A 20,108-nucleotide genomic window follows, 5' to 3' on the forward strand; every position below is an offset into this window, starting at 1 on the left:
GGATTCAGGAGATCTGCTTCAGATGGGTCTCAAAGCCGCTGGAATAGACGACTTCGTCCTCCTCGTTCATCATCCACATGGCCTCCACGTTCTCCAGGCTCTCCACCAGGGCCTGTCCTTCCTCCAGCGGCATGCAGTAAAGGCCGGTGGACAGGCAGTCGGCAAGGCCGGAGTCCGGCGCGAGAACGCTCACCGCCGAATAGTAGTTGGCGGGCATGAGGGTGTCCGGGTCGATGAGGTGGTGGTAGCGCACGCCGTCCAGCTCGTAGTAGCGCTGGTAGTTGCCGCTGGTGACCAGCGACATATCCTCCACCTCCACCACCGCCACATAACCGCCGCTCTCGGAGGGCACAATATCCGCGGTAGTAGTCCAGGGGTTCTGGATGCCGCCGGTCCAACGGGAGTAGTCCGGCTTGTGGCCGATGCTGCGCAGGTTGCCGCCCACGCTGATGAGGGCGCTCTTGAGTCCCCGCTCTTCGGCGGCCCGGGCCACCATCTCCACGGCATAGCCCTTGCCCACGCTGCCCACATCCAGCTGCATCTCCGGGTCGGCAAAATACACGGTGGAGGCCTCTTCGTCCAGAATGAGGTCGTTCATGTCGCAATGCCGGGCGGCAGCCTCCAGCTCCTCCATGGAGGGCACCGCGGCCTTGGAAGGGTCGTCCATCGCCGTTTCCCGGTAGTCGTGCCAGATCTTGAGCACGGTGCCGAAGGCCACGTTCATCTTGCCGCCGGTGGTCTCGTGCATGGTCTTGGCTTCGGTGAGAAGCCCCATGATGCGCGCGTCCACCGTCACCGGCTCCTGGCCCGCCCGCTCGTTCACGTCCCGCAGGTTGGTCACGCCGGAATAGGAATAGTAGATATCATACAGCTGATGGTACTCCACCAGATCAGCGTGGAGGGCCTCCATCTGGCGGTTCCACTCCTCCTCGCTCTCGGCATAGCCGATCACGGTGGTCACGGTGTCGAACACGTCGAACCAGCTCACGGTGTAGCGCTCGTACCCGGCCAGTTCCGGATCCTGAGGCGCGGAGGAAGAGGCCGCCCCGCCGCCGCAGCCGCTCAGCAGCCCGGCGCACACAGCGAGGCTCAGCACAAAACTCACAACACGTTTGCCCATGGCGTCTCCTTTTGCAAAGCGGCTCCGCCGCCGAATGGAAAAAAGGGGCCGGGCCTTGCGGCCCAGCCCCGGGGTTCTATCTCGATCTCAGACGTTGGTCGTCGATCAGGCCATGGCGCGGCCCACCGCGTCGATGAAGCCCACCACGTTCATGGTGCAGGAAGCAGCCAGGTCGGCCACGTCGGGAGCGCTGTGCTCGCCGGTCACGCCGATGGCGCTGACCTCAGAAGCGGTCTTGCCGGTCAGGTAAGCAGCGAAGGCGTTGGCCTGCTCGTTCCACTCCTTGCCGATGGGGCTGGCGCCACGCATGCCGTAGTCGTCGCCCTGCTCCATCTTGGGAACGATGGTCTCGCTCTTGGGAGTCACGGCGCCCTCGGTGGTGACGTCGAACTTGGCCTGGGTGCAGTTCAGCAGGGTGCTGGTGATCTTGCCGTCCTTGTCGTAGGTGACAGCGGCGTAGGTGGTGTCGGTCTGAACCAGGCCGGCCTCGTCAGCGGTGGGCAGCTTGGAAGAGCTCATCCCGGTGGACAGGCCCAGGCCCAGGGTGTCGTCGGCGGAAGCGCCCAGATCCTGAGCGTTGTTGCAAGCCTCAACGATGGCGGCCTTGATGTCAACAACGTTCATGGTGCAGGAAGCAGCCAGGTCGGCCACGTCGGGAGCATTGTGCTCGCCGGTCACGCCGATGGCCTCGACCTCAGCAGCGGTCTTGCCAACAACGTAAGCAGCGAAGGCGTCAGCCTGCTCGTTCCACTCCTTGCCGATGGGGCTGGCGGGGGTCATGCCGTAGTCGGTGCCCAGCTCCTGCTTGGACTTGAAGGTCAGGGAGGTGTCGAAGCTGCCGTCAGCGTTCACGGGCACCTTGTTCTGAGCCACGTCGATCTTGCAGGAAACGATCTTGCCGCTCTCGTCCACGGTCACGGCGGCGACAGTGCTGTCGACCTGAGCCAGACCGGTCTCATCGGCAGAAGCGTTGGTGCCGCTGAGGCTGGAAACGATGGCGATACCGGTCTTGACCTTCTTGCCAGAGCCGCCGCAAGCGGTGAAGCTCAGAGCCAGAGCCAGGACCATGACCAAAGCCAAAACTTTTTTCATGTTGTCTTACTCCTCTCAAAAACGAACATATACATCCATGCCCTTTTGGGCAGCACCCCTATTATACCTGTGCGTCAGATGTTTGTCAATGTCAATTGGTGGGTAAAAGATGACAGAATGGTTCCAATCGTGCAAAACTTTTCTCATTTTTGCCGCTGTTCCACTTCCCTGCGCTCCGCCGCCAGCTCTTTCAGCAGGCTGTCAAACGTCCAGGAGCGGTTGGTGTCGGTGACCACAGCCTTCAGCGGGATGCTCACCTGCGCCTGGCACAGCCGGTCGAGAAAGCCGTCCAGCGCCTTGCGGTCCAGCCCCCAGAGCACCAGCGCCGGCACATCCTCCGCCGCGCCCTCTCCGCGGCCTTTCGGCGCGCCCGGCAAACCGCACAGTTCGCCCACCGTCCGGCCCAGCTCCCCGGGCTCCACGGTGCGCAGGCGCACCCCCGCGGCGGCGCAGACGGTTTCCAGCCCCGGCGCGGTCACGTTCCAGGCAAGGGCCGTGGGCGGGGGCAGCGTGGCAATGTGTGCTTTCATAGTGGACCTCCCGGGGCTGCGCGCCCCTTATTATATAATAATATAAAGGGATTATACCCCATCCGCCGCCCGGAGGCAACGAAAGCCGGCCGGCGTTTATAAATTTTTTGTGAAAGCCCTTGACATTCCGCAGTGCCGGGAATACAATATTAGCAGTCGAGGCGTGAGAGTGCTAAAACTAAGAATATCTCCAAGCAAGTTTGCTTTTGTAAAGGGGGACGGACTGTATGAATCCCAATAAATATACCCAAAAGACGCTGGAAGCGCTGCAGAGCGCCCAGCAGCTGGCCATCGAGTACCAGAACCAGGCGCTGGAGCCTGAGCACCTTCTGGCCGCGACTGCCAGCCAGCAGGACGGGCTGATCCCGCAGCTTCTGGTGAAGCTTGGCGTGGAGCCCGGCAATTTCGCTGCGGCCGCCGCCCAGAAGGTGGCCGCCCTGCCCCACGTGACGGGCACCGGCCGCGAGGCGGACAAGATCTACATCTCGCCGGCCACCGACAAGGTGCTCACCGCCGCCGAGCACACCGCCGAATCCATGAAGGACGAGTACGTCAGCGTGGAGCATCTGTTCCTGGCGCTGATCGAGCAGCCCAATGAGGCGGTGCGGCAGGTGCTGCACAGCTTCGGCATTGACAAGAACCGCTTTCTGGAGCAGCTGGCCACCGTGCGCGGCAGCCAGCGGGTGACCAGCGACCACCCGGAAGAGACCTACGACGCGCTGAAGAAGTACGGCCAGGATCTGGTGGAGCTGGCCCGCCAGCAGAAGCTGGACCCGGTCATCGGCCGTGACACCGAGATCCGGAACGTCATCCGCATCCTGTGCCGCAAGCGCAAGAACAACCCCTGCCTCATCGGTGAGGCCGGCGTGGGCAAGACCGCCATCGCCGAGGGCCTGGCCCAGCGTATCGTGCGGGGCGACGTGCCGGAGAACCTGAAAGACCGCACCATCTTCAGCCTGGACATGGGCGCGCTGGTTGCGGGCGCCAAGTACCGGGGCGAGTTTGAGGAGCGACTGAAGAGCGTTCTGAACGAGGTGAAGAAGAGCGAGGGGCAGATCATCCTGTTCATCGACGAGCTGCACACCATCGTGGGCGCGGGCAAGACCGACGGCGCCATGGACGCGAGCAACCTGCTGAAACCCCTGCTGGCCCGGGGCGAGCTGCACTGCATCGGCGCCACCACTCTGGACGAGTACCGCCAGTACATCGAGAAGGACCCGGCGCTGGAGCGCCGGTTCCAGCCGGTGCAGGTGGACCAGCCCACCGTAGAGGACACCATCTCCATCCTGCGCGGCCTGAAGGAGCGCTACGAGGTGTTCCACGGCGTGAAAATCCAGGACAGCGCCCTCATCGCGGCGGCCACCCTTTCCGACCGCTACATCACCGACCGGTTCCTGCCGGACAAAGCCATCGACCTGGTGGACGAGGCCTGCGCCATGATCCGCACCGAGATGGACTCCATGCCCTCGGAGCTGGACGATCTGCGCCGCAAGATCATGCAGCACGAAATTGAGGAAGCCGCCCTGAAGAAGGAGACCGACACCCTCAGCGCCCAGCGGCTGGCGGCGCTGCAGAAGGAACTGGCCGAGATGCGCGCTCAGTTCAGCGCCATGAAGGCCCAGTGGGACAACGAGAAGTCCAGCATCGGCAGCGTGCAGAGCCTGCGGGAAGAAATCGAAAAAACGAACGCGGCCATCGAAAAGGCCGAGCGGGAGTACGACCTGAACAAGGCCGCCGAGCTGAAGTACGGCAAGCTGCCGGAGCTGAAAAAGCAGCTGGCGGAGCAGGAGAAAAAGGCCGAGACCGCCGGCGAAAAGCAGGACACCCTGCTGCGTGACCGGGTGACCGATGAGGAGATCGCCCGCATCGTGGCCCGCTGGACCGGCATCCCCGTGGAGAAGCTGGTGGAGGGCGAGCGTGAGAAGCTGCTGGGGCTGGAGAACATCCTGCACCAGCGCGTCATCGGCCAGGACGAGGCCGTGCAGAAGGTCACCGAGGCCATCCTGCGCAGCCGGGCCGGCATTGCCGACCCGAACCGCCCCATCGGCAGTTTCCTGTTCCTGGGCCCCACCGGCGTGGGCAAGACCGAGCTGGCCAAAGCGCTGGCCCAGGCCCTGTTCGACGACGAGAAGAACATGATCCGCATCGACATGACCGAGTATATGGAGAAGTTCAGCGTCAGCCGGCTCATCGGCGCGCCTCCAGGATACGTGGGTTATGAAGAGGGCGGCCAGCTGACCGAGGCGGTGCGCCGCCATCCCTACAGCGTGGTGCTGTTCGACGAGGTGGAAAAAGCCCATCCCGACGTGTTCAACATCCTGCTGCAGGTGCTGGACGACGGCCGCATCACCGACAGCCAGGGCCGTGTGGTGGACTTCAAGAACACCATCATCATCCTCACCAGCAATCTGGGCAGCCAGTACATCCTGGACGGCATCGGCCCCGACGGCTCCATCAGCGCCGAGGCCCGCACCGAGGTGGAGGGCCTGCTCAAGACCCAGTTCCGGCCGGAGTTTTTGAACCGGCTGGACGAGATCGTCTTCTACAAGCCCCTGACCCGGGAAGAGATCGGCGGCATCGTGGAGCTGCAGCTGGCCGACCTGCGCCGCCGTCTGGCGGAAAAGCAGCTGAACCTGGCGGTGACCGACGCGGCCAAGGCCTTCATCATCGACGCGGGCTACGACCCCATCTATGGCGCCCGGCCGCTGAAGCGGTTCATCCAGAGCAAGGTGGAGACCCTCATCGCCCGTCAGATCATCGGCGGCAGCCACAATGCCGGCGACACCCTGACGGTGGACGTGGAGAACGGCCAGCTGGTGCTGCGCTGACAGTTTTGAACAAAGAGCGGCCCGTCCCGTGGAAAACACGGGGCGGGCCGCTCTCTTTTTTCAGTTGTGCCGGTAGAGGGTGTAGCCGGCGAACATATAGAAGCCGGCCCGGCTGCTGACGGCAGTGTACTCCTGCTCCAAAAGCTCGCTCAGCGTCGGGGTGACGCTGTCCGCCACCACCATCCAGCGGGGCGGGTCCTCGGTGAGCAGCTGCGCCTGCTCGGCGGCCATGTCCGGGTCCGCCACGCTCTGCCACACCTGGTGGACGAAGTAGGGCTGGCAGGGCCGCACGTCGGTGGCCAGGTACCACTGGGCGTCCACTTCCCAGCCCAGCACCGAATCCCGGTCCTCCACCGGGATGACCGCCGACATGCTGCGGGCGATGTTGTTGTAGTCCAGCACCTCGTAGGGGTAGCGGGTCATGAGGCCGTCGTCCTCCCAGTAGGACAGCCACGCCCCCAGGCTCACCAGATAGACGCCGGCCAGCACCAGCCCCGGCAGGCCCATCACCAGCCTGCCGCCGGCCCGGTTCTCGGCCCACAGCCGCCAGGCAAGGCCCAGGCACAGGGGCAACAGCGGAGCCACGATCTGGAAATAGTGCATATAGGGCCGGTTGGTGAACAACAGGTACATATTCAGCACCGCGGCCAGCAGACAGGCCCAGCCCAGCAGGCGGCGGGGCTTGTGCAGGATGCACACCAGCGCCAGCACCGCCAGCAGCAGAAGGGGCGCGCCGAAGTCGAAGATGACCCGCCAGAAGGTGGAGGACAGCCAGGGCGCGCCGCCGTAGTACTCGGTCAGGGAGAACTCGGTGGCGTAGAGCAGGTTATAGCCGATCATGCCGTAGAACAGCCGGCCCAGCACCCCGTAGTATGCAAAATAGGCAAAAAACGGCGCGGTGATGACGGCGAATCCGCCCAGAAAAGCGGCGGCGTTCTGCGCCAGCGCACGCCACTGGCGTTTGCCGATGGTGTACAGGGTGATGACCAGCACGAAGCTGCAGATGCTCACCGCACTGGTGACCCGCAGCATCAGGATGGCCCCGAAGGAAAGGCCGTAGACTGCGGCGCTGCGCCAGGGATGGGGCGCGTCGGGCGTTTCCCGCAGGCTCTCGCACCAGCGCACGGCCAGCCACAGGCTGGCGGCGATGAAGGGCAGGGCGTACTCCTCGGTCATGTTGCCCTCGTCGAAGGTGCGGGCCAGATACACCAGCGCCACCCCCGCGGCGGCGGCTGCCCCCAGCGGCGGCAGATACACCCGGCCCAGCTTCCAGAAAAAGAAAAGGGTCACGGCGAGGCTGATGGTCTGAGGCACCAGGATGCCCGCCCGGCCCCAGATGAGATAGCCGATCATGTCGATGAAGAAGATGAGCGGCCCCTTGTGGTCAAACAGGTCCCGGTAAGGCACAGACCCTTGCGCCCAATACTTGCCGATGGTCTGGAAAATGGCCGAATCGTAACCACAGTACTCCGGCCACTTGAAGCTGGTGGAATAGGAAAAACGCAGCAGGAATGCCGCCGCCAGAACCAGCAGCCCCACGGCCGCGGCCGCAGCGGCCAGCCGTCGTTTCGTCGCGCTCATGCGCTCTCCCCCTTTCGTGCAATAACAGAAACAGCGTACCACAAAACACCGCAAAAGTAAATCCGCGAACCGTCGCTGCCCTCCCCTATTATGAGCACATCGCACAAAACCATATCCTATTTTTTGTAAACATCGGCGTTTTTCCCTCTACCAAAGGCAGGGCGGCGGGGTGTATAATGGCCGTTGGATCAAATCGGGCCGCTTTTGGCCGGAGGGAGGAACGGATATGGAACGCACCGCCACAGGCGAAATGCAGTTTTCGCTGCTGAAAATGACCTGGCCGGTCTTCATCGAGCTGTTGCTGCAGATGCTGGTGGGCAACATCGACCAGATCATGCTCAGCCACTACAACGAAACGGCAGTGGCAGCCGTGGGCAACGCCAACCAGATCATGAACACGCTGATCCTGACCTTCACGGTCATCAGCCTGGCGGCCACCATCCTGCTGAGCCAGTATCTGGGGGCGCGTCAGTTCGGCAAGGTGCGCCAGATCTATACCCTTGCCGCCGGGCTGAACCTGGTGCTGAGTTTTGTCATCACCCTGGGGCTGCTGCTGGGGGCGGACGGCCTGTTCGCCCTGATGCAGGTGCCGCCCGAGGCGGTGCCGGAGGCCCGCAGCTACCTGCTCATCGCGGCGCTGAGCCTGCCCTGCCAGGCGCTGATGCTCACCTTCAGCGCTTTCCTGCGGGCCCACGCCCACATGCTGGTCATCATGTGCTCCACCGGCGTCATCAACCTCATCAACATCGTGGGCAACACCGCCTTCATCTACGGCCTCGGGCCGCTGCCCCGCATGGGCGCGGCGGGCGCGGCGCTGAGCACCAGCCTGTGCCGCACGGCGGGTATGCTGATGATGCTGTTCGCCTTCTTCAAGAGCGTGGAGGGCGCCACCTTGAGCCCCAAGGTGCTTCGCCCCTTCCCCACCGACCTGCTGCGCCGGCTGTTGAGCATCGGCCTGCCCGCCGGGGGCGAGGGCCTTTCCTACAATCTGTCCCAGAGCACCAGCCTGGTGTTCGTGAACACCATCGGCACCTACGCGGTGACCGCCCGGATGTACATGAACATGTTCGCCCAGGTGTGCTACATGCTGGTGAACGCGGTGAGCCAGGCGGCGGGCATCATCATTGGCTACTGCATCGGCGCCAGAGACTTTGACCGGGCCGACCGGGAGAACTGGCGGGTGCTGCGCCTCTTCGCCCCGGTGACGGTGGGCATCGCCCTGCTGCTGGCCATCTTTGCAAGGCCGTTGTTCAGCCTGTTCACCACCGACGAGCGGGTCATCGCGCTGGGCTGCCGCACCATGTGGGTGGAGGTGGTGCTGGAGATCGGCCGCGCCTTCAACATCGTGCTGGTGCGCAACCTGCAGGCGGTGGGCGACGTGAAGTTCCCGGTGGCGCTGGGCATTCTCAGCCAGTGGATCGTGGGCGTGGGCATCGCCTGGCTGTTCGGCATTTATCTGGGCTGGGGCCTGGTGGGCATCTGGATGGCCTTTGCCCTGGACGAGAACCTGCGCGCCGTGCTGTTCATCATCCGCTGGAAGGCGGGCAAGTGGCGCAGCATCAAAACCGTATAAAAAATGCCTGCGGCAGTTTTTGCCGCAGGCGTTTTTGTTTTTCAGAAGGGCGGGGCGTCCTCGTCCTTTTCCTCCTCCGGGGCCGGAGGCGTCCAGGGCTCCGAGTCCAGAAAGGCGCTTTTCGCCTCGATGGTGTCCCGGGGGATGGCGTTGAACGCCTCCTCCAGCCAGCCTCTGGCCGCGTCGATGCCCTCCTGCCCGAAGGGGAAGGTCTGTGTTTCCACGTGCTCGGTCTTTTCCATGCACCAGGGGCCCAGCCACCACCAAGCGCGCAGCTCGTCGCCCTGGCGCAGGGTCTTGTAGTTGAACTGGCCCGCGTTGCCCGAAACGGGGTTGCCGTTTTTATACCACTGGAGGGGATAATAGGGATAGTTGAACCGGATCATGCACCGCGCCGCCTTTCCGCTTTTGAGTGGGGCCGCCTCTTGCATCCCGGCCCGGATTATTTTATTATAGTGAAGAAATGCAGACTTTGCAAATCCTCTTCAGAGGGAGGGCGGGCCATGGAGGCCGAGCAGAACCAACTGGTGTTTGAAACGGTGGCGCTGGCGGGAGAAATCCTTGTGTCCAGCGGGGCGGAGATTTTCCGTGTCACCGAGACGATGGAGCGCATCGCCGCGGCCTACGGCTGCGAGGGATTCGAGCCTTTTGTGCTGAGCAACGGCATCATGATGACCGCCAGCGACGGCCGGCAGCACTGCCTTGCCAAGGTGCGGCACATCCCCCTCACCGGCAGCCGGCTGGACAAGGTGGACGCGGTGAATCAGCTCAGCCGGGAGATCGCCCGGGGGCTGCACACCCCCGAGGAAGCTCACGCCCGCCTTCTGGAGATCCAGGACATGCCCCGCAAACCCCGCTGGCAGCAGGTGTTGGCCAGCGGCGTGGGCGCGGGATCCTTCTGCTACATCTTCGGCGGCACTCTGGCGGACGGCGCCGCCGCCTTTGTTGCGGGCCTTTTGCTCTACCTCTACCTGCTGGTGGCGGTGCGGGGCCGGCTTTCCAAAATCGCCGCCAACATCAGCGGCGGTGCGCTGGTGTGCGCGGTGGCCATTCTGCTTACCAACCTGGGCCTTGGCAGCCAGCTGAGCATGGTGACGGTTGGCTCGCTGGTGCCCCTGCTGCCGGGCGTGGCCTTCACCAACGCCATCCGGGACATCGCCGACCAGGACTACATCTCCGGCGCGGTGCGCATGCTGGACGTATTCCTGGTGGTGGTGTGCATGGCCTTCGGCGTGGGGCTTGTGATGACCCTCTGGGCCCGGCTGGGAGGTGTGCTGGCATGACCGTGTGGCGTTTTTGTTCCGAAGTGTTTTTCGCGGGCCTTGGCACCATGGCCTTCTCCCTCATCTTCCATGTGCCCGCCCGCTACTATCCCCGCTGCGGCCTCACCGGCGCCGCCGGGTGGCTGGTGTTCATCGCCCTGAAGGGGCCGGTGGGCACCCTGACGGCCACCTTTTTCGCCACCCTGGCGGTGGTGCTCATCAGCCGGTTTTCCTCGGTGCAGCAGCGCTGCCCGGTGACCATCTTCCTCATCTCCGGCATCTTTCCGCTGGTGCCGGGCCTCGGCATCTACCAGACGGCCTACGCTCTGGTGGAGGGGGACCTGGCCGGGGCAAGCCTCACCGGTTTTGAGACAGTAAAGCTTGCAGCCGCCATGGTGCTGGCCATTCTGGTGGGCTTTGAAGCGCCCGCCGGATGGTTTGCCCGGCTGGCCGCGCCCTTCCGCAAAGGCTGAAAAAGGAGGCGTTTGGCATGTGGGTCCTGTGGGCCTTCGGCTCGGCGCTGTGCGCCGGGCTGTCCTCGGTGCTGGCCAAGTGCGGCGTGAAGCACACCGACTCCACCCTGGCCACCGCTCTGCGCACCGTGGTGGTGCTGGCCATGGCCTGGGCCGTGGTGTTCCTTGCGGGGGCGCAGGCGGGCGTGGCGGCCATCTCCCCCGCCGGGTGGGCCTTTCTGGTGCTCTCCGGCCTTGCCACCGGCGCGTCCTGGCTGTGCTACTTCAAGGCGCTGCAGCTGGGGGACGTGAACCGGGTGGTGCCGGTGGACAAGCTGAGCACCGTACTTACCATTCTCTTGGCCTTCGCTTTCCTGGGCGAGGAGCCCAGCGCCCTTCGCCTTGTGTGCACGGCGGCCATCGGCGCGGGCAGCTGGCTGATGGCATGGAACCCCGGCGAGCGGGCCCCGCGGCCCGCGTCGGGCCACGGCTGGCTGTTCTACGCCCTGCTCTCCGCCCTTTTCGCCGCCCTCACCTCCATTCTGGCAAAGCTGGGCATGGCGGGCATCGACTCGAATCTGGGCACCGCCATCCGCACGGCGGTGGTGCTGGTGATGGCCTGGGCGGTGGCGCTGGCCACCGGCAAGACAAAGGGCCTGCGGGCCATGAGCGGCCGGGAGGGCTGGTTCATCGCCCTGTCCGGCCTTGCCACCGGCGGCTCCTGGCTGTGCTACTTCCGGGCGCTGCAGCTGGGCCCTGCCAGCGCGGTGGCTCCCATTGACAAATTGAGCATTCTGGTGACGGTGGCCTTCTCCTGGCTGGTGCTGGGCGAGCGGCTGAGCCGCCGGGCGGCGCTGGGCCTCGGGCTTTTGTGCGCCGGTACGCTGGGCATGCTGGCGGCATGAGATCTTTTTTGTGTGAGGTGTTGTTCATGGAGACGAACTGGCGGCAGACCGCCCGGTTTGCCTTCCGCCAGTCGCTGGGGGTGCTGTTCGGCTATGTGTTTCTGGGCACGGCCTTCGGCATCCTGCTGCGGCAGGCGGGGTTCGGGGCGCTGTGGTCCCTGGCTTTCAGCGGCCTTGTCTACGCGGGCAGCCTGCAGTTTGTGCTGGCGGGCTTTCTGGCCGCGCCAACAGCTCTGCCCACCGTGGCGCTGATGAGCCTGTTCATCAACGCCCGGCACCTGTTCTATGGTCTTTCCTTCATCGAGCGCTTCCGCTCCATGGGCAAAAAGCGTCCTTACATGATCTTCTCCCTCACCGACGAGACCTATTCCGTGCTCTGCGGCATGGACGAGGTGCCCGCCGGGGTGGACAAAAACGGCGCCATGTTCCTGGTGGCCCTGCTGGACCAGCTCTACTGGGTGGCGGGCAGCCTGCTGGGCATCTTTGCCGGCGGCCTGCCGCTGGACTTCACCGGCATCGACTTTTCCATGACGGCTTTGTTCCTTGTGATTTTTCTGGAGCAGTGGCGGGGGGCGAAAAGCCACCTGCCCGCCCTGCTGGGCCTTTGCTGCGCCGGCGTTTTCCTGCTGGTGCTGGGAGCGGACAACTTCCTGCTGCCCGCGCTCTGCACCACGGTGGCGGTGCTGCTGCTGGCGCGGCCGGTGCTGAACCGTGAAAAGGAGGCGGCGTAACATGGAACTGTATCCTTTGTGGGTGCTGCTCATCGCCGCCGGGGTGACCCTGTTCACCCGGGCGCTGCCCTTCGCGGTGTTCGGCGGCAAGCGCGCCATGCCCGGTGCGGTGCGGTATCTGGGTGGGGTGCTGCCCGGAGCCATCATCACCATTCTGGTCATCTACTGCCTGAAGGGCCTGCCCGCCGCCGGCGGCATGGAGGCCGCCTTTCAGCTGGGGGCGCTGGCGGTGACGGCGGTGCTGCACCTGTGGCGGCGCAACACCCTTTTGAGCATTTTCGGAGGCACTGCGGTGTATATGCTGCTCATCCGGCTGCCTCTGTGAGAGAAAACGGGAAGGGCGGCCCCGCGTTCGCGGGGCCGCCCTTTTGTTATTTTCGCTTTCTCAACAGAATGAAGCTGACCGCCAGCACCATCAGATACACCGGCCAATAGAGCAGGCTGTGGAGGATCTTCCCCACCTCAAAGGGCACAAAACCCGCCATGAGTGTGAGAAAAATGCTCCGTCTCATCACAAAGCGCACCGGCAGAAAGGCGATGCACGCCACGTCCAGCCAGGCGGCCCAGAAGGGGCCCTTCTCCCCGGTGAGCGTCCGGCCGATGAAATAGAGGGCCACGCTGACCACCTGCACGATGAGGCCGGCACAGCTCGCAAAGGAGCTGCCCTCCCAGTCTCCCGCCACGGCCAGCATCAGCCCCGCGGCCGCAAAGGCGGGCGAGGCGGCAAAGAGGATGCGCCCCGCCAGCTTTCGCTTTGCGCAGGCGGTTTCCTCTGCCGGCAAAACGCCCTTCAAAAGCCAGTCGGTGGTCACGCCGAACTCTTCGCTGGCGGCCACAATCTTTTCCACGTCCGGCGTGCTCTGGCCGCTCTCCCATTTGGACACCGCCTGCCGGGAGACGCCCAGCCGCTCGGCCAGCTCCTCCTGGGACATTCCTTTTTCCTTCCGCAGCTGCTGCAGCCGCTGTGCTGTGTTCATGGGGCAGCGCCTCCTTTCGTTTCTCCCTCATCATAGCAGAAAGGGCGGTTGCAGGGCTACCCCCTTTGCCTGCCCTTTTGTCAACCGGCGGTTGCAATGCCCAAAAAAGCGCCCGGACCGATGGGTCCGGGCGCTTTTGTCTGTGATTTTTACCGCTCCTCGCGGAAGTAGTTCACGCCGAGGCTGGCGGGGATGTGGGCGCCCTTGCTGCCCCGGATGCTGGTGATGACCAGAATGAGGGCAGTGATGAGGAAGGGCAGCATATCGAAGAAGGCGTCGGGCCAGCCGGCCATGAAGCCCATCTTGTAGTATTTCAGCACCCGCAGCGCGCCGAACACGAAGGAGCCCAGGATGGCCACATGGGGCTTCCAGGCGGCGAAGATGACCAGAGCCACGGCGATCCAGCCCAGGCCGTTCACGCTGTTGGAGATCCACACGCCGCTGTTGATGATCATGGAGCAGTAGGCGCCGCCGATGCCGCAGATGCCGCCGCCCAGGAGGATGTTGATGTACTTCCAGCGGGTGACCTGGATGGAGGCGGCGTCCGCCGCGGCGGGGTTCTCGCCGATGGCCTGCACGTTCAGGCCGGTCTTGGTGCGGTAGAGGTAGAAGCCGCAGACGGCGGCCACCAGGATGCCGATGTAGACGAAGGGGTTATAGCTGAACAGCAGATTGCCCACCACCGGCAGGTCGCTCAGGCCGGGGATGGTCACGCTGCGCATCTGGGCGGTGACGTTCTCCGGCAGTTTGAGGGTGGTGGCGCCGCTCTTGTCCAGCATGTAGACGCCGATGAAGTTGGACAGGCCCACGCCGAAGATGGTCATGGTGAGGCCCGCCACGTTCTGGTTGGCCATGAAGGTGACGGTGAGCACCGCGTAGACCAGGGCGCTGAGCACGCCCGCGCCGAAGGCCGCCAGCAGGGCCAGGGCAAAGTTATCGGTGAGGTAGCCCGCCATGAAGCCGGCGCAGGCGCCGATGGCCATCATGCCCTCCACGCCCAGGTTCAAATGACCCACTTTTTCGTTGAGGATTTCGCCCACGGTGCCAAAGAGCAGCGGAGTGCCCGCGCCCACGGCGGCCACCAGGAATTTGATGAACAGATCCATGCTCACGCGCCTCCTTTCGGCTGCTTTTTGCGCACAGCGAAGCCGTAGCGCACGAAGAACTCACTGGCCAGGATGAAGAAGAGGATGACGCCCTGGAGCACGTCGGCGCTGTCGGCCGAGAGGCCGAACTCGCTCTGCACCACGCCGCTGCCCTTTTCCAGCACGCTGAACAGGAAGGAGACCACCAGGATCATGCCGGGGTTCAGCTGGCACAGCCAGGCCACGATGATGGCGGTGAAGCCCACGCCGCCGGCCACGCCCATGGACAGGGTCATGTCGCTGCCGCCCACCTGGCACACGCCGGCGATGCCGGCAATGGCGCCGGAGAGGAACATGGTGCGAAGCACCACCTTTTTCACGTGGATGCCGGCGTAGCGGGCGGTGTCCTGGCTTTCGCCCACCACGCTGATCTCGTAGCCCTGCTTGGTGTATTTCAGATACACCCAAACCAGCACCACCAGCACCAGCATGATGATCCAGCCGAAGTGCACGCCCAGCACCTTGTCCAGGCCGGCGTTTTTGTCAAAGCGGGCAATTTTGTTGAAACCGTTGGCCCCTTCGTCCCGCCAGGGGCCGGACTGCAGCCAGGAGACGATGTGCAGCGCGATGTAGTTGAGCATCAGGGTGAACAGGGTCTCGTTGGTGTTCCAGCGGCTTTTGAACACCGCGGGCACAAGGCCCCACAGGCCGCCGCCGATGGCGCCCGCCACGAACATCACCGCCAGCAGCAGCGGATGGGGCCAGTCGGTGCAGAACAGGGCAAAGAAGCTGGCGAACACGCCGCCCATGATGAGCTGGCCCTCGCCGCCGATGTTCCAAAAGCGCATCTTGAAGGCCAGGGTCACGCCCAGCGCGCAGATGCACAGGGGGATGGTGTACTTGATGGTGGCCTGAATGGCCAGCGGGCTGCGGAACGCGCCCTTGACGATGGTGGCGTAGACCGCGAAGGGGTTCTGGCCGATGGCCAGGATGAAGATGCCGCCGGCCACAAGGCTCAAAGCCACCGCCGCAAGGCGCAGGGCCACCGTCTGGCGACTGCTGCGCTCGGCGTGCTTCACCGTGTGCAGCAGCGGCTCACGGTGGGTCTTGACAGTTGTGCTCATCGGTCGGCCGCCTCCTTCTGCTTTTCTTCCTCGCTCATTTCGCCGGTCATCATTAGACCGATCTGCTCTTTGGTGACCTCACCGGCCTTGACCACGCCGGTGACCTTGCCGTGGCAGAGCACCAGGATGCGGTCGCACAATTCCAGCAGCACGTCCAGGTCCTCGCCGATGAACATCACCGCCACGCCCTTTTCCTTCTGCTTGTTCAGAAGGTCGTAGATGAGGTAGCTGGAGTTGATGTCCAGGCCGCGCACCGGGTAGGCAGTGATGAGAAGGTTCGGGTCGGATTCGATTTCCCGGCCCAGCAGCACCTTCTGCACGTTGCCGCCGCTCATCAGACGCACCGGGGTCTCGATGCCCGGCGTGACGATGGACAGTTCCTCCACCAGCTTTTTGGCCAGCGCACGGGCGGGGGCACGGTCCACGAAGGGGCCCTTGCCGGAGCGGTAGCTCTTCAGCAGCATGTTGTCGGTCATGCCCATGCTGGCCACAAGGCCCATGCCCAGACGGTCCTCGGGCACAAAGCTCATGGAGATGCCCAAGTCGATGATGGCCTCGGGGCTTTTGCCCAGGATGTTCTCCTTTTTATAGAGCACCGCGCCCTTTTTGGCGGGCAGCAGGCCGGCGATGGCCTCGCACAGCTCCTTCTGGCCGCTGCCGGCAACGCCCGCCACGCCCAAAATCTCGCCGCTGTGGATGTGGAAACTCACGTCGTCCAGCCCGAGGCTGCCGTCCGGCTTTTCCACCGTCAGGTCCACCACCTTGAGGATGGTGTGCACGTCCTTGGGCTCGGGGCGGCGGATGGCCAGGCTCACCGCGTGGCCCACCATCAGCTCGGTGAGCTTGTTCGCGTCCACGCCGGCGGTAGCCACGGTGTCCACGCTTTTGCCCTTGCGCAGGATGGTCACCCGGTCGCTGATGGCCAGCACCTCGTTCAGCTTGTGGGTGATGATGATGACCGCGCAGCCCTTGGCCTTCATCTGCCGCAGGATGTCAAAGAGCTTTTCGGTCTCCTGGGGGGTGAGCACGGCGGTGGGCTCGTCCAGGATCAGAATTTTTGCGCCCCGATAGAGCACCTTCAGAATTTCCACCGTCTGCTTTTCGGAAACGCTCATCTCCCAGACGGGCTTTTCCGGGTCGATCTCCAGACCGTAGGTGTCACACAGGTTCTTCACCTCGGCCCGCAGGGCCTTGCGGGAGGGCATTTTGCCGGGCATGCCCAGCACGATGTTCTCCATGGCGGTGAACACCTCCACCAGCTTGAAGTGCTGGTGGATCATGCCGATGCCCAGAGCCCGGGCGTCCACGGGGGACGCGATGGACACCGGCTGGCCGTTCACGAAGATCTGGCCGGCGTCCGGGTGGTAGATGCCCGAAAGCATGTTCATCAATGTGGTCTTGCCGCTGCCGTTCTCGCCCAGCAGGGCCAGCACCTCGCCGTAGTTGACCTCCAGGTCGATGGCGTCGTTGGCCACCACGGAGCCGAAGGTCTTGGTGATGCCGCTGCACCGGATGGCGCACTGCATTTCTGCCATAGTCCTTTTACCTCCTCGGGGTGTTGTGAAGGGGAAAAACCGGAAAAAGGGCGGTCAGAGACCGCCCTTTTCTGAGCTTTGTAAAAGCCGGCCTTACAGAACGTTCACGTTCTCGTAGTACCAGTTGCAGCTGCCGTAATCGGCGCCTTCCAGAGTGTGGGCGTTGCCCTCGTTGTCCATGATCTCGGTCTTGCCGTCGAACACGTCCCACTCGCCGGAAACGATCTGAGCCTTGACTTCCTCCACCTTGGCGATCATCTCGTCGGTCACCAGGTCGGAGTTGAACTCGCCCAGAGTCACCAGGCCGTCGGCCATGTCGCCGAAGTAGTTGTCAACCTTCTCACCGGCCACCCAGGTGCCGTCGATGACGTTCTGAACAGCCTTGGTGTAGTAAACGCTCCAGTCCCACATCACGCTGGTGAGGGTGGCGCCGGGGGCGTCCTTGGTCATGTCGCTGTTGTAGCCCACGCCCCAAACACCGTGCTCCTCGGCAGCGGTCTGGGGGTTGGGGGTGTCGCAGTGCTGGCCGATGACGTCGCAGCCCTCGGCGATCAGGCGCTCGGCGGCCTGCTTCTCGCCTTCGGGATCGAACCAGCTGTTGGTCACGCTCACATAGACCTCGGCGTCGGGGTTCACGCTGGCCACGCCCATGGCAAAGGCGTTGCAGCCGCTGGTAACCTCGCCGTTCTCCTGGCCCATGGCGGCCACGTAGCCGATCTTATTGGACTCGGTCTTCATGCCGGCGATGATGCCGCTCAGGTAGCGGGCCTGGTAGATGCGGCCGAAGTAGTTGTTGAAGTTGGTGCCGTTGGACTTATAGCCGGTGCCGTGGCTGAAGATGACCTCGGGGAACTCCTCGGCCAGAGCCTCGCAGGTGTCCATATAGCCCCAGGAGGTGGCGAAGATGATGTTGCAGCCTTCCTCCACGCACTCGGTGATGGCGGTCTCCACGGCGGCGGCGTCGGTGTCGTCCACGGAGATCTTGCGCACGATCTGGTCATCGCGCAGGCCCAGATTCTGCTGCATGCCGATGATGCCCTGGTCGTGGGTGTAGGTGTAGCCGCTGCCCTCGGCAGGGTCGGACAGGTGGATGACGCCCACCTTGATCTCGTCCTTGGGAATGCCGCCGGTGGCGGAGGCGGGCTCGCTGGTGCCGGTGGAGGCGGAAGCGGGCTCGCTGGTGCTGGTGCCGGTGTCGCCGCCGCAGGCAGCGAGGCTCAGGACCATGGCGCCGGCCAGCAGGATGCTGAGAAGCTTTTTCATGTTCGGTTTCCCCCTGTTTTTATTGTTACAAGAAAACAAGAAACGGGGTAAGCCGGAACACTTACCTCCGTTCGGAATACTATCATTTTAGCCTGCGTTGTTCACGATTTCAACACATTTCGCCAACTTCGGCGCTTTCGCCAACGGCGCGCCCCTTTTGCACAATGGTTTTTGTTCGTCTGCCCCAAACAAAAACCCGCACAGCGGCTTGCCGTGCGGGTTTGCGGGCTTTTTTCGAGCCCAAAAGTATGACTTTTCACTTTCTGCACTTCGGACGATAGTGCAAACTCACGCAGGCCATCTGCGCCGCTGGGCCAGCACATACGCGCCCATGGCAAGTCCGGCCGCAAAGAGCACCAGCTCCACCGCAAGAATGCCCAGACCGCTCAGCAGCACCGCCAGCGAGTTGAACAGGGTGTGGGCGCCCACCGCCGCGAAATACCAGCCGGGCTTTCGCCGGATGACGGCGGTGAACACAAGGCTGGTGGCAAACAGGTGGAAAAGCACCGCGCTCACCCGCTCCAGCAGGCCCAGAGCCACCACGCCCGGCGTGGCCGCCGCCAGCTGACTGGCGACGAGTTCCAGGGTGGCGCTGTCCACCCCTGCCAGCAGCGCGCCCATCGGGCCATCGGAGGCGGACAGGGCGGCGCTCAGCAACAGGTTGTTCACATGGGTCATGCCGGCGATGAACATCACCTCGCACAGGCCGTGGCCCAGGCCGAAGCTGATCATGTCCTTATAGCTGCGCTGGCCCTTGAGAATGGACGCGCCCGCCAGACGGGCGGTCTCCTCAAAGAGGCCGGCGGACAGCCCGCCCACCACCACGGCGTAGAGCACCGTGTGGGCGGCGAAGGTCTTCAGCGCACCGGTGGCGGTGAGCAGCTGCAGCAGCGGGATACGCAGCACCATCTGACTGACAAAAAAGCTCACGAAGCCCAGCGCCAGCGGAGCCATGCGAATCTTTTTCATCACGCCCAAAACGATGAGCAGCACCACCGGCAGCGCCAGGGTGCAGAAGGCGGCGACGGCAAAGGAAGCCGTCTGCACGCCGGAAAGCGCGAATGTCATGGCCGTTCCTCCCCGCCTTCGCTCAGTCGATGAACTTGACGGCGGTGCCGTAGGCAATGCACTCGGCCGCGCTCTGCATCACGCTGGAAGAAGCGTAGCGCATGCATACCACGGCGTCCGCGCCGATGGCCTCCGCCTCGGCCACCATGCGGCCGGAGGCGATCTGCCGCGCCTCGCCCAGCATCTCGGTGTAGGCGGTAATCTCGCCGCCCACCAGGGTCTTCATGGCGCTCATGAAGTCCTTGCCGAAGTTCTTGCTCTGCACCACGTTGCCTTTCACAACGCCCAGCACCTCATAGCGGCGGCCGGGGATATTCTCAGTAGTTACGATAAGCATCCTCTTCACCCTTTCGAATTTCTTTGAGCCGCTGGCGCAGCGCCAGCAGCGCGCCCGCGACGAACACCAGCGGCCAGCCCGCCAGCAGCAGCGCCACCGGCAGGGGCACCGGGTCCACCGTGAGGGCCCACACCATCAGCCCTTCCACCATGGCCATCAAACCGATGAACACCAAAGCGGACAGCCAGGCCCCGTGGGCCTTGCGTTTGCGGTCAGTCTTTTGCACGTCGATAAAGCGCACCCCCTTTTGTTCCAAACGGGCCACCTCCGCCAGCGCGGCCTCCGGGTCCAGCGCGGCCAGCAGGCCGGGCGCTTTCGCCAGCTCGGCGCAAAGCTGCCGGGCGGTGTCCAGATTCTTTTGGCGGCTCTCCAGCACCACCAGGTGACGGCGCATCCCCTCGTCCAGGGTCAGCGTGCCCTCCAGCATGGCGCCTATCTCCTCCAGCGGCACATCCAGCTTGCGCAAAAGCTTGATGCGCCGCAGCCGCGAGAGGTCTTCCTCGTTGTAGTCGCGGTAGCCGTTTCCGGCCTGCCGCCGGGGGGCCAGCAGGCCCTCCTTTTCATAGAAACGGATGTTCTTGGCGGAAAGGCCCACCCGGGCCTCCACCTCCTTGATGCGCACCCCTCTCTCCCCCTTTCTACGCT

20 protein-coding genes are annotated in these 20,108 nt (G+C 64.0%); 7 read left to right on the top strand and 13 right to left on the bottom strand.

The features are described 5' to 3' along the window. Positions 1 to 4: 4 nt before the first annotated feature. The 3 genes from ACMNAY_RS02910 to ACMNAY_RS02920 form a co-directional block, all read right to left on the bottom strand. On the bottom strand, positions 5 to 1,120 hold the full coding sequence (locus tag ACMNAY_RS02910) for an FAD:protein FMN transferase (protein ID WP_418718325.1): 1,116 nt from the start codon (positions 1,118 to 1,120) through the stop codon (positions 5 to 7). Positions 1,121 to 1,225: 105 nt separating this feature from the next. Then, positions 1,226 to 2,212, bottom strand: a complete 987-nt coding sequence (locus ACMNAY_RS02915; protein ID WP_418718326.1) for a hypothetical protein — start codon at positions 2,210 to 2,212, stop codon at positions 1,226 to 1,228. A 143-nt stretch (positions 2,213 to 2,355) separates the two neighbouring features. Next, positions 2,356 to 2,742 (bottom strand): DUF3783 domain-containing protein, encoded by a 387-nt coding sequence (locus ACMNAY_RS02920; protein ID WP_394975220.1) that lies wholly within the window; start codon positions 2,740 to 2,742, stop codon positions 2,356 to 2,358. A gap of 227 nt (positions 2,743 to 2,969) precedes the next feature. Between ACMNAY_RS02920 and clpB the strand changes: the two genes are divergently transcribed. Beyond that, positions 2,970 to 5,570, top strand: a complete 2,601-nt coding sequence (gene clpB, locus ACMNAY_RS02925) for an ATP-dependent chaperone ClpB (protein ID WP_418718327.1) — start codon at positions 2,970 to 2,972, stop codon at positions 5,568 to 5,570. A gap of 60 nt (positions 5,571 to 5,630) precedes the next feature. Here clpB and ACMNAY_RS02930 read toward each other — a convergent pair whose 3' ends face one another. Further along, on the bottom strand, positions 5,631 to 7,151 hold the full coding sequence (locus tag ACMNAY_RS02930) for a hypothetical protein (RefSeq protein WP_418718328.1): 1,521 nt from the start codon (positions 7,149 to 7,151) through the stop codon (positions 5,631 to 5,633). Between the two features lie 226 nt (positions 7,152 to 7,377). Between ACMNAY_RS02930 and ACMNAY_RS02935 the strand changes: the two genes are divergently transcribed. Beyond that, complete coding sequence (locus tag ACMNAY_RS02935) at positions 7,378 to 8,724, top strand: MATE family efflux transporter (protein WP_418718329.1); 1,347 nt, start codon at positions 7,378 to 7,380, stop codon at positions 8,722 to 8,724. Between the two features lie 41 nt (positions 8,725 to 8,765). Here the strand turns inward: ACMNAY_RS02935 and ACMNAY_RS02940 are convergent, their stop codons facing one another. Further along, positions 8,766 to 9,110: a hypothetical protein gene (locus ACMNAY_RS02940; RefSeq protein WP_394968725.1), complete on the bottom strand. Its 345-nt coding sequence runs from the start codon at positions 9,108 to 9,110 to the stop codon at positions 8,766 to 8,768. A 117-nt stretch (positions 9,111 to 9,227) separates the two neighbouring features. On the opposite strand from ACMNAY_RS02940, the gene ACMNAY_RS02945 reads away from it, so the two are divergent. The 5 genes from ACMNAY_RS02945 to ACMNAY_RS02965 are packed head-to-tail and all read left to right on the top strand — an operon-like array spanning position 9,228 to position 12,399. Then, positions 9,228 to 10,007, top strand: a complete 780-nt coding sequence (locus ACMNAY_RS02945; protein WP_394968724.1) for a threonine/serine exporter family protein — start codon at positions 9,228 to 9,230, stop codon at positions 10,005 to 10,007. After that, positions 10,004 to 10,459 carry a threonine/serine exporter family protein gene (locus ACMNAY_RS02950; protein ID WP_394968722.1) on the top strand — a complete coding sequence of 152 codons (456 nt, stop codon included), beginning with the start codon at positions 10,004 to 10,006 and terminating at the stop codon, positions 10,457 to 10,459. The genes ACMNAY_RS02945 and ACMNAY_RS02950 overlap by 4 nt, the downstream gene beginning before the upstream one ends. A 17-nt stretch (positions 10,460 to 10,476) precedes the next feature. Beyond that, the gene (locus ACMNAY_RS02955; protein ID WP_418718330.1) at positions 10,477 to 11,343 is read left to right on the top strand and encodes an EamA family transporter; all 867 of its coding nucleotides are present in this window, start codon (positions 10,477 to 10,479) and stop codon (positions 11,341 to 11,343) included. Positions 11,344 to 11,369: 26 nt separating this feature from the next. Continuing rightward, a complete protein-coding gene (locus ACMNAY_RS02960; protein ID WP_418718331.1) occupies positions 11,370 to 12,074 on the top strand; it encodes an AzlC family ABC transporter permease in 705 nt (234 codons plus the stop codon). 1 nt (position 12,075) lies between these two features. Continuing rightward, positions 12,076 to 12,399 carry a branched-chain amino acid transporter permease gene (locus tag ACMNAY_RS02965; protein WP_418718332.1) on the top strand — a complete coding sequence of 108 codons (324 nt, stop codon included), beginning with the start codon at positions 12,076 to 12,078 and terminating at the stop codon, positions 12,397 to 12,399. 46 nt (positions 12,400 to 12,445) lie between these two features. On the opposite strand, the gene ACMNAY_RS02970 is transcribed toward ACMNAY_RS02965, so the two are convergent. The 8 genes from ACMNAY_RS02970 to ACMNAY_RS03005 form a co-directional block, all read right to left on the bottom strand. Beyond that, a complete protein-coding gene (locus tag ACMNAY_RS02970; protein ID WP_394968714.1) occupies positions 12,446 to 13,051 on the bottom strand; it encodes a helix-turn-helix domain-containing protein in 606 nt (201 codons plus the stop codon). Between the two features lie 149 nt (positions 13,052 to 13,200). Continuing rightward, complete coding sequence (locus ACMNAY_RS02975; RefSeq protein ID WP_418718333.1) at positions 13,201 to 14,157, bottom strand: ABC transporter permease; 957 nt, start codon at positions 14,155 to 14,157, stop codon at positions 13,201 to 13,203. A 2-nt stretch (positions 14,158 to 14,159) separates the two neighbouring features. After that, entirely contained in the window at positions 14,160 to 15,260 is a 1,101-nt protein-coding gene (locus ACMNAY_RS02980; RefSeq protein WP_394968710.1) for an ABC transporter permease, read from the bottom strand. Next, complete coding sequence (locus tag ACMNAY_RS02985) at positions 15,257 to 16,795, bottom strand: ABC transporter ATP-binding protein (RefSeq protein WP_394975236.1); 1,539 nt, start codon at positions 16,793 to 16,795, stop codon at positions 15,257 to 15,259. Before ACMNAY_RS02985 ends, ACMNAY_RS02980 begins: the two co-directional genes overlap by 4 nt. Positions 16,796 to 16,888: 93 nt before the next feature. Then, positions 16,889 to 18,058: a BMP family ABC transporter substrate-binding protein gene (locus ACMNAY_RS02990; RefSeq protein ID WP_418718334.1), complete on the bottom strand. Its 1,170-nt coding sequence runs from the start codon at positions 18,056 to 18,058 to the stop codon at positions 16,889 to 16,891. A 288-nt stretch (positions 18,059 to 18,346) separates the two neighbouring features. Beyond that, entirely contained in the window at positions 18,347 to 19,126 is a 780-nt protein-coding gene (locus ACMNAY_RS02995; RefSeq protein WP_418718335.1) for a YhfC family glutamic-type intramembrane protease, read from the bottom strand. 22 nt (positions 19,127 to 19,148) lie between these two features. Next, positions 19,149 to 19,463: a heavy metal-binding domain-containing protein gene (locus ACMNAY_RS03000; protein ID WP_418718336.1), complete on the bottom strand. Its 315-nt coding sequence runs from the start codon at positions 19,461 to 19,463 to the stop codon at positions 19,149 to 19,151. Then, a complete protein-coding gene (locus ACMNAY_RS03005; protein ID WP_418718337.1) occupies positions 19,444 to 20,085 on the bottom strand; it encodes a MerR family transcriptional regulator in 642 nt (213 codons plus the stop codon). The genes ACMNAY_RS03000 and ACMNAY_RS03005 overlap by 20 nt, the downstream gene beginning before the upstream one ends. Between the last annotated feature and the right edge of the window lie 23 nt (positions 20,086 to 20,108).

Source organism: Candidatus Allofournierella merdipullorum (genome assembly GCF_048426865.1).
GTDB classification, from domain to species: Bacteria; Bacillota; Clostridia; order Oscillospirales; family Ruminococcaceae; genus Allofournierella_A; species Allofournierella_A merdipullorum.